13 protein-coding genes are annotated in these 12,945 nt (G+C 69.6%); 6 read left to right on the top strand and 7 right to left on the bottom strand.

Annotation, left to right across the window (positions count from 1 at the left end; genetic code table 11):
• Position 1: 1 nt before the first annotated feature.
• Entirely contained in the window at positions 2–823 is an 822-nt protein-coding gene (locus tag A5673_RS13010; RefSeq protein ID WP_068232439.1) for an SDR family oxidoreductase, read from the bottom strand.
• A gap of 112 nt (positions 824–935) precedes the next feature.
• Between A5673_RS13010 and A5673_RS13005 the strand changes: the two genes are divergently transcribed.
• Positions 936–1,610: a S9 family peptidase gene (locus A5673_RS13005; protein ID WP_068232477.1), complete on the top strand. Its 675-nt coding sequence runs from the start codon at positions 936–938 to the stop codon at positions 1,608–1,610.
• 3 nt (positions 1,611–1,613) lie between these two features.
• Positions 1,614–5,189 carry a cobaltochelatase subunit CobN gene (gene cobN / locus A5673_RS13000; protein WP_068232436.1) on the top strand — a complete coding sequence of 1,192 codons (3,576 nt, stop codon included), beginning with the start codon at positions 1,614–1,616 and terminating at the stop codon, positions 5,187–5,189.
• A 17-nt stretch (positions 5,190–5,206) separates the two neighbouring features.
• On the opposite strand, the gene A5673_RS12995 is transcribed toward cobN, so the two are convergent.
• Positions 5,207–5,668 (bottom strand): nitroreductase/quinone reductase family protein, encoded by a 462-nt coding sequence (locus A5673_RS12995; protein ID WP_068232434.1) that lies wholly within the window; start codon positions 5,666–5,668, stop codon positions 5,207–5,209.
• A 106-nt stretch (positions 5,669–5,774) separates the two neighbouring features.
• Between A5673_RS12995 and A5673_RS12990 the strand changes: the two genes are divergently transcribed.
• Positions 5,775–6,329 (top strand): TetR/AcrR family transcriptional regulator, encoded by a 555-nt coding sequence (locus A5673_RS12990; RefSeq protein ID WP_068232431.1) that lies wholly within the window; start codon positions 5,775–5,777, stop codon positions 6,327–6,329.
• 35 nt (positions 6,330–6,364) lie between these two features.
• Here the strand turns inward: A5673_RS12990 and A5673_RS12985 are convergent, their stop codons facing one another.
• From A5673_RS12985 to A5673_RS12970, 4 genes are read right to left on the bottom strand one after another with little or no spacing between them, the layout of a single operon-like run.
• On the bottom strand, positions 6,365–7,168 hold the full coding sequence (locus A5673_RS12985) for an SDR family NAD(P)-dependent oxidoreductase (protein ID WP_068232428.1): 804 nt from the start codon (positions 7,166–7,168) through the stop codon (positions 6,365–6,367).
• Between the two features lie 31 nt (positions 7,169–7,199).
• Positions 7,200–7,838: a TetR/AcrR family transcriptional regulator gene (locus A5673_RS12980; protein WP_068232425.1), complete on the bottom strand. Its 639-nt coding sequence runs from the start codon at positions 7,836–7,838 to the stop codon at positions 7,200–7,202.
• Between the two features lie 3 nt (positions 7,839–7,841).
• The gene (locus A5673_RS12975; RefSeq protein WP_068232422.1) at positions 7,842–8,987 is read right to left on the bottom strand and encodes a sulfotransferase; all 1,146 of its coding nucleotides are present in this window, start codon (positions 8,985–8,987) and stop codon (positions 7,842–7,844) included.
• The gene (locus tag A5673_RS12970; RefSeq protein ID WP_197518367.1) at positions 8,984–10,207 is read right to left on the bottom strand and encodes a hypothetical protein; all 1,224 of its coding nucleotides are present in this window, start codon (positions 10,205–10,207) and stop codon (positions 8,984–8,986) included. Before A5673_RS12970 ends, A5673_RS12975 begins: the two co-directional genes overlap by 4 nt.
• Before the next feature lie 130 nt (positions 10,208–10,337).
• On the opposite strand from A5673_RS12970, the gene A5673_RS12965 reads away from it, so the two are divergent.
• Positions 10,338–10,724 (top strand): PPOX class F420-dependent oxidoreductase, encoded by a 387-nt coding sequence (locus A5673_RS12965; RefSeq protein WP_068232417.1) that lies wholly within the window; start codon positions 10,338–10,340, stop codon positions 10,722–10,724.
• A 5-nt stretch (positions 10,725–10,729) separates the two neighbouring features.
• A complete protein-coding gene (locus tag A5673_RS12960) occupies positions 10,730–11,584 on the top strand; it encodes a type 1 glutamine amidotransferase domain-containing protein (protein ID WP_068232412.1) in 855 nt (284 codons plus the stop codon).
• Positions 11,585–11,611: 27 nt separating this feature from the next.
• Here A5673_RS12960 and A5673_RS12955 read toward each other — a convergent pair whose 3' ends face one another.
• Positions 11,612–12,319: a dienelactone hydrolase family protein gene (locus A5673_RS12955; RefSeq protein WP_068232409.1), complete on the bottom strand. Its 708-nt coding sequence runs from the start codon at positions 12,317–12,319 to the stop codon at positions 11,612–11,614.
• 73 nt (positions 12,320–12,392) lie between these two features.
• Here A5673_RS12955 and A5673_RS12950 point away from each other — a divergent pair, with 73 nt between their 5' ends.
• Complete coding sequence (locus A5673_RS12950) at positions 12,393–12,920, top strand: FxsA family protein (RefSeq protein WP_068232406.1); 528 nt, start codon at positions 12,393–12,395, stop codon at positions 12,918–12,920.
• Positions 12,921–12,945: the final 25 nt, after the last annotated feature.

Raw genomic sequence — 12,945 nt, 5'->3', positions numbered from 1 at the left:
GTCAGGACGTTCCCGTCCGCCGCGCGTAACCCTGGCGCTTGCCGGTGTCCAGGTCGCTGGTGAAGACGCGGTCCGTGCCTGCCGCGCGTCCGATCGCCTCCGCGATGCCCTGCGGCATCAGTCGCTGCACCGACGCCAGGATGCCCATCGAACGCGGGACGACCACGCGCCGTTTGGGTTTGGCGATCACGCCGACGACGGCGCGGGCGACGTCTTGCGGCTCGGCGTTCTTGAAGCCCCGGGCGTGTCCGACACCCGCGATCATTTCCGTGTTCGTCAGGGTCGGCATGATGGTCGAGAAGTGGACGCCGCGGCCACGGTTCTCCATGCGAACCGAGTCGGTGTAGCCGAGCACGGCGTGCTTGGTGGCGCAATAGGTGGCGATGCCCGCGCATGGCAGCACGCTGGCCATCGACCCGATGTTGACGATGTGCCCGCGACCGCGCGGCAGCATTCGTTCGGCGGCCAGCTTGGTGCCCAGGATGACGCCGACGACGTTGACGTCGAGGACCCGCCGGGTGACGGCGTCGGGCTCGTCGACCGCGCCGCCCGCGGCGATCACCCCGGCGTTGTTCACCAGCACGTCGAGGTACCCCAGCTCGGCCTCGACGGCGTCGAGAAAACCGGCGAAGGATTGCCGGTCCGTCACGTCCAACGCCCGGCACACGGTCAGCCCCAGCCTGCCACCCGCCTCCCGCACGGCCGCCTCGTCGACGTCCCCGATGGCCACTCGGGCGCCCAACCCGTGCAGGGCCGTGGCGATGGCCAGGCCGATTCCGCGAGCACCGCCGGTGACGGCGACAGTTTTTCCGGAGACGTTCATCAGCACAGTGTTGCGCCGAGTGTGAATTGGCGGCGTGGTTCGCGCGAATTTTTCGCCCTGGGTGCACGTTCGGCGCGATTGGATCCGCATCCGCCGGGGCACACTCGTCCCCGTGAGGACGCAGGAGTACGCCCCGGGGCGTTTGGTCGACGTGTTCGGCGACTCAGCGCAACCCACGGTCTTGCTGTGGCACGGCATGCAGACCGACGCGCGCGCCGCCGTCCGCCCCCTGGCCGGCATGCTGGCCGACCGCGGCGCGGCGGTGGTGGCCCCCGACTGGAATTCGCACGCCGACGACGGCGGGCGCGCCGACTTGCTGCGCTCGCTCGACTTCGCCCGCGACCTCGCAACCGACGCCGCCCTCGTGCTCGTCGGGTGGTCCATGGGGGGCTGCGCCGCCGCGGGCCTGACGTTGGACGCGGCGCGCTTCGACCTCGCCCTGGCGCACACGGTCTGCCTGGCCGGCGCCTTCATGGTCCACGACCCGATTTCCGGTCGCCGGCCCTCCGAGATGGTGTCCGCCGACCGCGTCGGTGCACCGTTCACGTTGCTGCACGGCCTCGCCGACGACGCCGTGCCGGTGGCCGCCAGCAGGGCGTTCGCCGCGCAGCTGCAGGAAGTGGGGTGGCCTGTCGAGCTGGTGGAGCTGGCCGCCGACCACGGGTCGATCGCCGGCGCCGACTACGACCCGGTCGCGGATCGCTACGAGCCGGGGACGAGCGAGGAGGCAAAGCGGGTCGCCGGCGAGGTCGCCGCCCGCATCGCGGCGACGCTGCGGTACGAATGATGGGTGGCTGAGCCGACCATCCTGCTGCTGTCGACGTCCGATACGGACCTGATCAGCGCCCGCTCCAGCGGCAAGAACTATCGGTGGGCCAACCCGTCGCGCCTGTCCGACGAGGAACTCCCGGAGCTGTTGGCGGGCGCCTCGATCGCGGTGGTCCGCATCCTGGGCGGTTACCGCGCCTGGCAGAGCGGCATCGACGCCGTGCTCGCGAGCGGCGTCCCGACGGTGCTGGTCAGCGGCGAACAGGCCGCCGACGCCGAACTGACCGGCCTGTCCACCCTGGCCGCCGGCATCGCGGTCCAGGCGCACATCTACCTCGCCCACGGCGGCGTGGACAACCTGCGCCAGCTGCACGCCTTCCTGTCCGACACGGTCCTGATGACCGGCTTCGGTTTCGCCCCGCCCGTGGTGACCCCGACCTGGGGCGAGCTGGACCGGCCGGATGCCCGAATGACCGACGGCCCCACCATCGCGGTGCTCTACTACCGCGCCCAGCAGCTGGCCGGCAACACCGCCTACATCGAGGCGCTGTGCCGGGCCATCGAAGACGCCGGCGGGCGCGCGCTGCCCGTCTACTGCGCCTCGCTGCGCACGGCCGAACCCGAACTGCTGCACCGGCTCGGCGACACCGACGCCATGGTGGTCACCGTGCTGGCCGCCGGGGGGCTGCGGCCGGCCGCGGTGTCCGCCGGCGGCGCCGATGACAGCTGGAACGTCGAACACCTTGCGGCCCTGGATATTCCGATCCTGCAGGGGCTGTGCCTGACCAGCCCCCGGGAGCAATGGCGCGACAACGACGACGGCCTGAGCCCGCTCGACGTGGCCAGCCAGGTCGCGGTGCCCGAGTTCGACGGCCGCATCATCACGGTTCCGTTCTCGTTCAAGGAGATTGACGACGACGGGCTGATCTCCTATGTGGCCGACCCGGAACGCTGCGCGCGGGTCGCGGGCCTGGCGCTCCGGCACGCCCGGCTGCGGCACGTCGCGCCCGCCGACAAGCGGGTGGCACTGGTCTTTTCGGCCTATCCCACCAAGCACGCCCGCATCGGCAACGCGGTCGGGCTGGACACCCCGGCCAGCGCGGTCGCGCTGCTGCGGGCGATGCGCGAGCGCGGCTACCGGGTGGGCGATCTGCCGGGGGTCGAGGCCGGCGACGGCGACGCCCTGATCCACGCCCTGATCGAACGCGGCGGCCAAGACCCCGACTGGCTCACCGACGGCCAGCTGGCCGGCAACCCGATCCGGGTGTCCGCCAAGGACTACCGCGCCTGGTTCGCGACGCTGCCGACCGAGCTCGTCGACGCCGTGGTGGCGCACTGGGGCCCGCCGCCGGGCGAGGTGTTCGTCGACCGCACCCGCGACCGCGACGGCGAGATCGTCATCGCCGCAATGCAAGCGGACAACCTGGTCCTGATGGTCCAGCCGCCCCGCGGCTTCGGGGAGAACCCGGTCGCCATCTACCACGACCCGGACCTGCCGCCCAGCCACCACTACCTGGCGGCCTACCACTGGCTCGATGCCGGGTTCCACGCCGACGCCGTCGTGCACCTCGGCAAGCACGGCAACCTCGAATGGCTGCCCGGCAAGACGCTGGGCATGTCGGCGGCCTGCGGGCCCGACGCCGCGCTGGGCAACCTGCCCCTGATCTACCCGTTTCTGGTCAACGACCCCGGCGAGGGCACCCAGGCCAAGCGGCGCGCGCACGCCGTGCTCGTCGACCATCTCATCCCGCCGATGGCGCGCGCCGAAACCTACGGCGACATCGCGCGTTTGGAGCAGCTGCTCGACGAGCACGCGAACGTGGCCGCGCTGGATCCCGGCAAGCTGCCCGCCATCCGCCAGCAGATCTGGACGCTGATCCGCGCCGCCAAGATGGACCACGACCTCGGGCTGAGCGAGCGGCCCGCCGAGGACGCCTTCGACGACATGATCCTGCACGTCGACGGGTGGCTCTGCGAGATCAAGGACGTCCAGATCCGCGACGGGCTGCACGTCCTCGGCCAGAAGCCCACGGGGGAGGCCGAACTCGATCTGGTGCTGGCCGTCCTGCGGGCACGGCAGCTGTTCGGCGGCGAGCAGGTCCTCCCCGGACTGCGGCAGGCCCTCGGCCTGGCCGAGGACGGCACCGACGAACGGTCGTCGGTCGACCGGGCCGAGGCCGCGGCCCGGGCACTGGTCGGCGCGCTGCAGGCCACCGGCTGGGATCCCGGCGCCGCCGACCGGCTCACCGACGACCCCGACGTCGCAGCGGTGCTGCGGTTCGCGGCCACCGAGGTGGTGCCCCGGCTGGCCGGCACCGCCGCCGAGATCGACCAGGTGCTGCGGGCGCTGGACGGGCGGTTCATCCCCGCCGGTCCGTCGGGTTCGCCGCTGCGCGGCCTGGTCAACGTCCTGCCCACCGGGCGCAACTTCTACTCCGTCGACCCCAAGGCGGTGCCGTCGCGGCTGGCCTGGGAAGCCGGTGTGGCCCTGGCAGATTCGCTGCTGGATCGGTACCGGGCCGACCACGGGCAATGGCCGCAATCGGTGGGGCTGTCGGTGTGGGGCACTTCGGCGATGCGCACGGCGGGCGACGACATCGCCGAAGTGCTTGCGCTGCTGGGCGTCCGGCCGGTCTGGGACGACGCGTCGCGGCGCGTCGTCGGCCTGACGCCGATCCCGCTGGCCGAGCTGGGCCGCCCGCGCATCGACGTCACCGTGCGCATTTCGGGCTTCTTCCGCGACGCCTTCCCGCACGTCGTCACCATGCTCGACGACGCGGTGCGGCTGGTCGCCGAGCTTGACGAGCCCGCCGAGGACAACTACGTGCGCGCGCACGCGCAGGCCGACCTGGCCCAGCACGGCGACGTAAGGCGTTCCACCACAAGGATATTCGGATCCAAGCCCGGCACCTACGGCGCCGGGCTGCTGCAGCTCATCGACAGCCGCAACTGGCGCGACGACGCCGACCTCGCGCAGGTGTACACCGCCTGGGGCGGCTTCGCCTACGGGCGCGATCTGGACGGGCGCGAGGCCGTCGACGACATGAATCGCCAATACCGGCGGATCGCCGTGGCGGCCAAGAACACCGACACCCGCGAGCACGACATCGCGGACTCCGACGACTACTTCCAGTACCACGGCGGGATGGTCGCCACCGTGCGCGCGCTGACCGGCCAGGCGCCCGCCGCCTACATCGGCGACAACACCCGGCCCGACGCGATCCGCACCCGGACGCTGTCGGAGGAGACCACCCGGGTGTTCCGCGCGCGCGTGGTCAATCCGCGCTGGATGGCGGCGATGCGCCGGCACGGCTACAAGGGCGCGTTCGAGATGGCGGCGACCGTCGACTACCTGTTCGGCTACGACGCGACCGCGGGGGTGATGGCCGACTGGATGTATGAGCAGCTGACCGAGCGCTACGTGCTGGACGCCGAGAACCGGAAGTTCATGGCGGAATCCAACCCATGGGCGCTGCACGGCATGGCCGAACGGCTGCTGGAGGCCGCGGGCCGCGGCATGTGGGCGCAGCCGCAACCGGACACGCTCGACGGCCTGCGCCAGACGCTGCTCGAGACCGAGGGCGACCTGGAAGGCTAGCTACTCGCCGGTGTGAGTCAGTCCGTGAAGTCGATGCGGACGCTGATCGGGTCGGATTGCAGGGCGCGGAAAGTCGCGGCGACGACCGGTGACCACAGCCGCGATGTCGCGAACGTGCCGGCCCGCTTCGCCGGGTCGTCGTCGGGCTCGAACCGGGCGACACCGGAACGCCACCGGTTCCGTTGCCGGATGCGCACTTTGGGTTCGGCCGCGACGTTGAGGGCCCACCCGGACCGGCGCCCGTGCTGGGAAATGATCCAGGCGCCGTCGTCGTCGAAATTGGCGGACACCGGAACGCGGCGACGGGACCCCGACTTCCGTCCGGTCGTTTCGAGCTCGGTCGCGAACGTCGTCCGGATGCCGAGGCGGCCGAGCAAAGCCACGGTGGGATTGGCGAGGTAGCGCCCGATCAGGCGCTCCCTGCGGAACTTCCGGACCGCGCGCCGGGTGGTGATGGGGTCAGCCGCGTCGTTCGACATCGTTAGCCTCCGGCGGTAGATCGATCGGTCTACTATCTTGGCTCAATCTAGTAGAATGATCGGTCTACCGCAAGCGGGTGCCGAACGCCGAGGGTGAGGAAGGTCGATGTCTGCACGGGAGCGTCTGATTACCAGCGCCATTGCGCTCGTTCGCACCGCCGGGGTCGCGGGCGCCAGCGTGTCGGCGCTGCTCGACCACTCCGGCCTGGCGCGCCGAACGCTCTATCTGAACTTCCCGGGCGGCAAACCGGAACTCGTGCAGGCGGCAACCGACGCCGCCGGCGCCGAACTCACCGCCGTCCTCGAGGAGTGCGTGCAGGACGCCGATCCGGCGCGGGCCGTGGCGGCCTTCCTGCAGGCGTGGGAAGCGATGCTGGCCGACAGCGACTACACGGCGGGCTGCCCGATCGTCGCGGCGACGCTGGGCCGCGCGGAGGCGCCCGCCGCCGCCGATGCCGCGGCGGGGGCCTTCAGCGCGTGGGAGGGCCTCTTGGCCCGGCTCCTCCGCGAAGCGGGAGTGGAGCGATCGGCGGCCGCCGACCTGGCCACCACCGCGGTTGCCGCCGTGGAGGGCGCGGTCATCATGGCCGTGGCGCAACGCTCGCCGACCCCACTGCGGCGGGTACGGCGGGTGCTCTCCGCCCAATTCGCCGTCGGTTAGCCAAACCCGATCCCGAAGGCTGAGCCGGCAGCCTGTCAGATGAAGTCCGAGCCGCCGTCCACGTTGACCGTGGCGCCCGTGACGTAGCCGTTTCGCCGCGACGCCAGATAGGCGGTGATGGAGGCGACCTCTTCGGGGAGGCCGGCGCGACCGAGATCGCAGGGCTGGTGAAAGTTGTTGTCGATCCAGGTCATGACGTCCACCGGGTTGGTGGCGTCGAGGCCGTCGGCGGCGAGGATGTCTTTCAGGACCTCGGTGAAGCTGGCGGTCACGATGGTCCCGGGACACACGCAATTGACCAGGATGCCGTTCTTGGCAAGGCTTTTGGACAGGTTCTTTGTGATGCTGGCCAACGCCGCCTTCGAGGCCGTGTACGCGACGATGCGCGGGTTCTGCCGCTGAATCGAGTGCGCGGACAGCGTCACGAGGCGGGCCCACTCCGCGGAGCGCAGCAACGGCAGGGCGGAGCGGATCGATCGCACGGCCGACATCGTGCCGAGGGCAAAGGCGTCGTTCCATTGCGCGTCGTCCATCTGCTCGAAATAGCCGTCGCCCGGTCCTATCGTGTGGACGAGGCTGTTGAGTCTTCCCCAACGCTCGGAGATCGCGGCGAAGCCATCGGCGATGGACTCGGCGTCGGCCATGTCCACGCTGATCCCCACGGCATCCGGGGCGCCCGCCTCGCGCAGCGATGCCACGGCGGCATCGAGCGCCTCTTGGCCCCGGGCCATCACCGCCACGCTGGCTCCTTCGGCTGCAAGGGTTTCGGCGATGGCCAGCCCCATACCCTTGCTGCCGCCCGTAACCACGGCCGTCGCTCCCGTGAAGCCCAGGTCCATCCGTGTCTCCCTTCGGTTTGTCTGCGGTTGGCTAAACCTGGGCGATCGCTTTTGCCGGCACGCCCAGCCCGCCCAAGCAGAACCGCAGCGCGCGTTGGCGGACGTTGTCGCGGTCACAAACACCGGTTGCCCATTGCCGCTCGATGGCCGCCCACACCACGGCGTGGATGGCCTGCGCGTCGATCACCGGATCGATGTGACGGAACACTTGGCGCTCCAATCCGTGTCGAAGCGTTTCGCTCAGCGGCGTGAGCAATCGCTCGTAGGCCGGCTGGACAAGTTCGGGGGAGGCGAACATCTGCGATTGGGCCTCCAGCGACACACGGCGCAGGTCGGATTTGATGTTGTCGTCGAACGCCAGGTCGAGCCGTCCGTCGATCCACGCCGCCACGGCGCCGATCTCCGTGGTGGCGGCAGCCATGCGCCGGCGTAGTCGCCGTTCTTCCACCCGCGCCATTTCCAGGAAGAGCGCGGCCACGAGTGCGTCCTTGGACTCGAAATGCCGATAGAACGCGCGGGTGCCCAACGACGCGCGTTCGAGAACGGCTGCGATACTGACGCCGCGAACTCCCTGCTCTCGCAGCGTCATTGACGCGGCGGCCAGGATTTCGCGGCGCACCGCCGGGTCTGGTGGCAGTTTGTCGCGTCGACGCGTTCGAGGAGTGACCACGCGTCAGGCCGTCGCATCGTAGGCGGCGAGGTAGTCCGCAAACCGCTCACGAACACCTTCGGGCGTCAGGCCGTAGTCCGCCAGTTGGTAGTCGTGGCTGCCGCGCGAACCCGGCCGGTGCGCTCGCGCCCATCGCGTGACCGCGCGCAACGAGGCGTCGGTAAAGGTCAACCCCAATGTCTCGTAGCTGGTCTGCAGGGTGCGCACCGGATCGTTTTGCAAATCGGCGAAGGAGACGTCCGCGAATCGGTCGTCGCCGACCCGGTGACGGAAATCCATCGCCCGACGCACGCCTTCGACCCAGCTGTCGAGTTGCTCGGCGCCAAGCTCAATGGCGTCGTCGCGGTCGCTGCTCCAGCTGCGCACGTACTGGATCAGGCTGCACACCGAGCCCATCACCCTGGCCGGATCGCGGTGACTCCACAGGAATTTGGCGTTCGGATACGCGTCGACGAGCGCGTCGAGGGCGAACATGTGCACCGGCGTCTTCAGGTGCCAGAGAACCGGCGGGCAATGCCATTGCAACAGCTTGAGCACCCGCCGGTGGAACGTATACGTCTCGCGCATGTCGCAGCCCATCAGCCACTCCAAGTACCTTGGCGCTCGGACCGCGCCGTCGAAGTGAAAGGTCCGAAAGCTCATACCCATGAGGTCCTGGCATTCGGTGGGGGCCGTGGGTTCGGAGTTGTACAGCGTTTTCATCAGCGGGAACATGTCGTCGAGCATTTCCAGGCCGGCCTGGGCCTGCGCGATCCGGGGGTCGCTGTGCTCGGTCGCCGTCTCCGGCGGCGGGGTGGGTGCCTGCGATTCCCACATGCGCAACGAGCGGAACTGGGGATCGGCCGCCACCAGTTGGCTCAGAGCGGTGGTCCCGGTGCGGGGCAATCCGATGACGAAGACGGGCCCGCCGACCACCTGGTCGTCGATCTCGGGGTGCGCAGCGTAGGCGTCCTCGATCTTCAGGCGCTGGGTCAGCGCGTTGCTGAGGGTGGCGTGCTGGATGACGCGTCCCATGTCGTTGAGGTCGGCCTCGGTGTTCAGCGCTGCGACGATGCGTTCGAGGCCCTCGCGATAGTAGGGCGAGCCGAAATCATCGAGACCGGTTGCGGCGCAAGCACCCTCTTCCAACTCGTCAGCGTCGAAGGTCATCGTCCGAACCTTTCGCGCACAGCGCGGCCGCGTGCCGCCATGATCGATTTCCGCTCTTCGGGCGTGACCATCGCGGTGTCCGAAGGCAATTCCGCCCGAACGTCGCCGACGGATACGACTCGCGTCGTCGGCGTCGGCGCCGTCGTGGTGCGCACACAACGCAGGATGATGGGGCCGCTGCTGTGGCCGGCGGTGTCGAGCCAATTGGCGACGCCGGGATCCTCCGCACACAAGACCGCGCGCACCAGGCCATCGGAATCAACTGCCGCCTGATGGGCGTTCAGGCTGGATTGGTGGCGCCCGTAGTGAATGGTTTCCCACCACGGGTTGCCGATGGAAAAGCTCCAGTAAATCCCTTGCGGCGGTTCCACTTCGACGATGAGCGCCTCGCCGGGGCGCAGCTCCCACCGGCCGATCACCGGCCTGTTCTCCGCGGCGGCGCCCATATCGGTGCGGTCGATGGGCGGCAGAAATCCGTTCGGCGGGGCCGCCGCCCCGAACTGCAAGAAGAACGCCAGGTTGTCGTGGACGAAATCGCCCAGGGCGACCAGCTGTCGAGTCACCGCATGGTCCGCGTCGACCGGTCGGGTGGTGGTCGGCACGGTGTCTCCGATGCTTTCGACGCGCAGCGACGATGCCACCTCGGTGTCCCAGTCGTAGAAGAAGTGCCGCACCGTCAGCGTGGGATGCTCACCGTCGATACGCATCCAATTGCCGGCCTGCTCGGTGGCCGACAGCACCACCTCAAAATTTCCGTCGGCATCAACCTCGAGTTCGTCGACCAGTGCGTTCGCCGTCGCCGCGATGCCGTTCATCGTCTGCAGCCCGACGTAGCGGGCGGTGCCGCGATTGCCGAACAGCCGGTAACTCCGGTCGCCGCGCAGCACGGCACGGGTGTAAATGCAGTCCGGACACTCCATTCCCCAGGTGACGACGTCGTCGGTGCCGGTGCGTTGCACCGCCAGGGTCGGATCCCGATCGAATCGCAGCACCTCATCGATGCCGGCCGTGAGCAATACCAGCAGATGCCGGAAGCCGGCGGCGCGGTCGACTCGATTCCGGCCGGCCGATTCGGATTCCACGACCCGCGCGGCCTCGCGGAGCCTGTCCAGCAGGTGCGACCACGCCCGCGCGAGGTCGACGTCGCCCGGTTCCGGGGAGAGCGCGGCCTCCGCAATCGCGAACGGCAACCACGCCATTGGCTTCTTCGGGTCGCTCACCTGTCCCCGCTTCGGTCGGTGCTACGGCGTCCTTAAATGAAAACCGGGTTTACGGTTAACGCCCGCTGACTATCGCAGCTCATGGACGCGAATGTCAACGCCGCACCCGCTCAGCGGTAGGTTGACAACCGTGACGCCCACCTTCGCCGACCTCGCCAAGGCGCAGTACATCCTGCTGACCACCTTCACCAAGGACGGTAGGCCGAAGCCGGTCCCGATCTGGGCCGCGGCGGACGGCGACCGGCTGCTGGTCATCACCCAGGAAAAATCGTGGAAGGTCAAGCGGATCCGCAACACGCCCCGGGTCACGCTCGCCACCTGCACCATGCAGGGCAAGCCGACCAGCGAGGCCGTCGAGGGCACCGCGGCCATCCTCGACAAGTCGCAGACGGCGGCCGTCTACGACGCGATCGGCAAGCGCTACGGCATCGTGGGCAAGGTCTTCAACTTCGTCAGCAAGCTGCGCGGCGGCATGCAGAACAACGTCGGCCTCGAACTAAAAGTGGCCGCAAGCTAGACCAAATGGGCACCGTCCTGATCCCGATTCCGGATCGCGACTTCGACCCGACCGAGGTCGCCATCAGCTGGCGCGTGCTCACCCGGGACGGGCATCGGGTGCTGTTCGCCACCGAAAGCGGTACCCCCGGCGTCGCCGACGACATCATGGTGACCGGTCGCGGGCTGGACGTCTGGTCGAAGCTGCTCGTGCTGGGCGCCGTCCCGCTGGTCGGGCTGGCGCTGCGGGCCAACAGGGACGGCCGCGCCGCGTATCGGGAGATGCTGAGCTCAAACGACTACCGGCATCCGGTCAGCTGGTCGGAGGCCGGGCTCGAGGGCGTCGACGCGCTGCTGCTGCCGGGTGGCCACCGCGCGCGCGGGATGCGCAGCTACGTCGACAGCCCCATCCTGCAGCGGCTCGTGGTGGACGCGTTCGCCCGCGGGCTGGTCGTGGCCGCGATCTGTCACGGCGTGCTGCTCGCCGCGCGCAGCATCGATCCCGCCACCGGTCGTTCGGTGCTGTACGGGCGCAGGACCACGGCGCTGACCTGGGCGATGGAGCGCACCGCCTGGAATCTCACCCGCCTCACCCGGTTCTGGGATCGCAACTACTACCGCACCTACATCGAGGCGCCCGGCCAGGCCGCCGGGTACATGTCGGTGCAGGCGGAAGTCACTCGCGCCCTGAAGGATCCGGCCGATTTCTGCGACGTGGAACGCGGCTCGCCGCACCGGCGGCGCAAGTCATCGGGGATGGTGCGCGACACCGCCACCGACCCGCGCCCGGCATTCGTCGTCGACGACGGCAGCTACGTCTCGGCGCGCTGGCCCGGCGACACGCACACCTTCGCGACCGTCGTAGCGCGAAAGCTGAAGTGATGCAGCTTTTTTCAGGTAAACGCGGCGCTACGTCGTCGCCCCGGCCGCCAGGTGTTCGCCGAAGAACGCGAAGATGCGCTTCCATGCGTCGTCGGTGGCGGCCTGGTCGTAGCCGAAACCCGTGATGCGAAGCAGCGGTTGGGCCGGAAGGGTGTTGGCGAAGCTGTGCCCGACGCCGGGGTAGACCTTGGTGTCGGTGGTGATCTGCTTGGCCTCGGTCACCTCGCGGAATTTCTCCGGCGCGCCCCGGCCGAGCGGGTCGCGGGCGCCGAAGCTCGCGACGATCGGGCACGCCCCGTCCAGGGTCTTGTCGAGGTTGCGCGGCAGGGGAGTGCCGTAGAACGGCGCCGAGGCGCCAAAACCCTTGGGCGACATGACGAGGGCGAAATGGCCGCCCATGCAGAAGCCCGCGATGCCGACCTGCCCCGTGCACTCGGGCATCGCCTTGAGGTAATCGCGCGCCGCCAAGATGTCGTCCAGCGCGCGGCCCCGCTGCGCCTGCATCTCCCGCATGACCCGGGTGATGCAACGGATGCGGCCGCCGCGGGCGTACATGTTCGGAGTGAGGGCCACGTACCCGCCCCGGGCGATGCGCGCGTTGGTCGCCTGCTTGTCCCGGCCGTAGCCGAACGCGTCGTGGATCACCACCACGCCCGGCCACGGGCCCTGTCCCTGCGGAACGTCCAGCAGCGCATCGATCGGTCCGTCGGGGGTGTCGATCTCAATCGTTGTCATATCGTCATCTAACTGCAGCCGGGACGGACGCCACCAGGGGAACTCGGGGACCGCCCGCGGACGTTTCCGTGACATGTTGTCGCGGCTGCTGTTGATTTACGCCGTCGCCGAGTTGGCGGCGGTCATCGCCCTGGTGTCGACGGTCGGATGGGGCTGGACCCTGCTGGTGCTTCTGGCCACCTCGCTGCTCGCGTGGGGCGTGCTGGCGCCGATGGCGGGGTCGCAACTCGTCGGCCAGATCCGGCAGCTGCGCTCGGACCCCGGCGCGGTGAGCGACGGGACGATGGTCACGCTGGCCATCGTCCTGATCCTGGTCCCGGGCCTGGTGACCACGGCGCTCGGGCTGTTGCTGCTGGTTCCGCCGATACGCTCGCTCGCCCGCCCCGGCCTGGCCGCGCTGGGAGTGCGCGGTTTGCGGCGGCGGATGCCGCTGATCACCGACGCGCGGCTGTTCGGCGCCGACGCCCGCCGGGGCTATCCGGGCGACGGCGGCCCCGCCGACTACATCGACGGCGAGGTGGTCGACGTGCGCGAGTACCGGGCGCCCGCCCTGCCGAACGAGATGCGGGGAGGATTCCCCGGCCACCCGGGGTGGGATTAGCCGCAACGGCCGTCGCCGCACGTAG

It is taken from the genome of Mycobacterium sp. E3198 (assembly GCF_001667015.1).
Taxonomy (GTDB): Bacteria; Actinomycetota; Actinomycetes; order Mycobacteriales; family Mycobacteriaceae; genus Mycobacterium.
This window is presented reverse-complemented; position numbering and strand designations above follow the sequence as displayed.

What these genes read in the sequence shown, in the direction of transcription:
- A5673_RS13010 (WP_068232439.1), bottom strand. Translation starts at nt 823, where the DNA reads ATGAACGTCTCCGGAAAAACTGTCGCCGTCACCGGCGGTGCTCGCGGA.
- A5673_RS12995 (WP_068232434.1), bottom strand. Translation starts at nt 5,668, where the DNA reads ATGTCGAACGACGCGGCTGACCCCATCACCACCCGGCGCGCGGTCCGG.
- A5673_RS12990 (WP_068232431.1), top strand. Translation starts at nt 5,775, where the DNA reads ATGTCTGCACGGGAGCGTCTGATTACCAGCGCCATTGCGCTCGTTCGC.
- A5673_RS12985 (WP_068232428.1), bottom strand. Translation starts at nt 7,168, where the DNA reads ATGGACCTGGGCTTCACGGGAGCGACGGCCGTGGTTACGGGCGGCAGC.
- A5673_RS12975 (WP_068232422.1), bottom strand. Translation starts at nt 8,987, where the DNA reads ATGACCTTCGACGCTGACGAGTTGGAAGAGGGTGCTTGCGCCGCAACC.
- A5673_RS12960 (WP_068232412.1), top strand. Translation starts at nt 10,730, where the DNA reads ATGGGCACCGTCCTGATCCCGATTCCGGATCGCGACTTCGACCCGACC.
- A5673_RS12955 (WP_068232409.1), bottom strand. Translation starts at nt 12,319, where the DNA reads ATGACAACGATTGAGATCGACACCCCCGACGGACCGATCGATGCGCTG.
- A5673_RS12950 (WP_068232406.1), top strand. Translation starts at nt 12,393, where the DNA reads ATGTTGTCGCGGCTGCTGTTGATTTACGCCGTCGCCGAGTTGGCGGCG.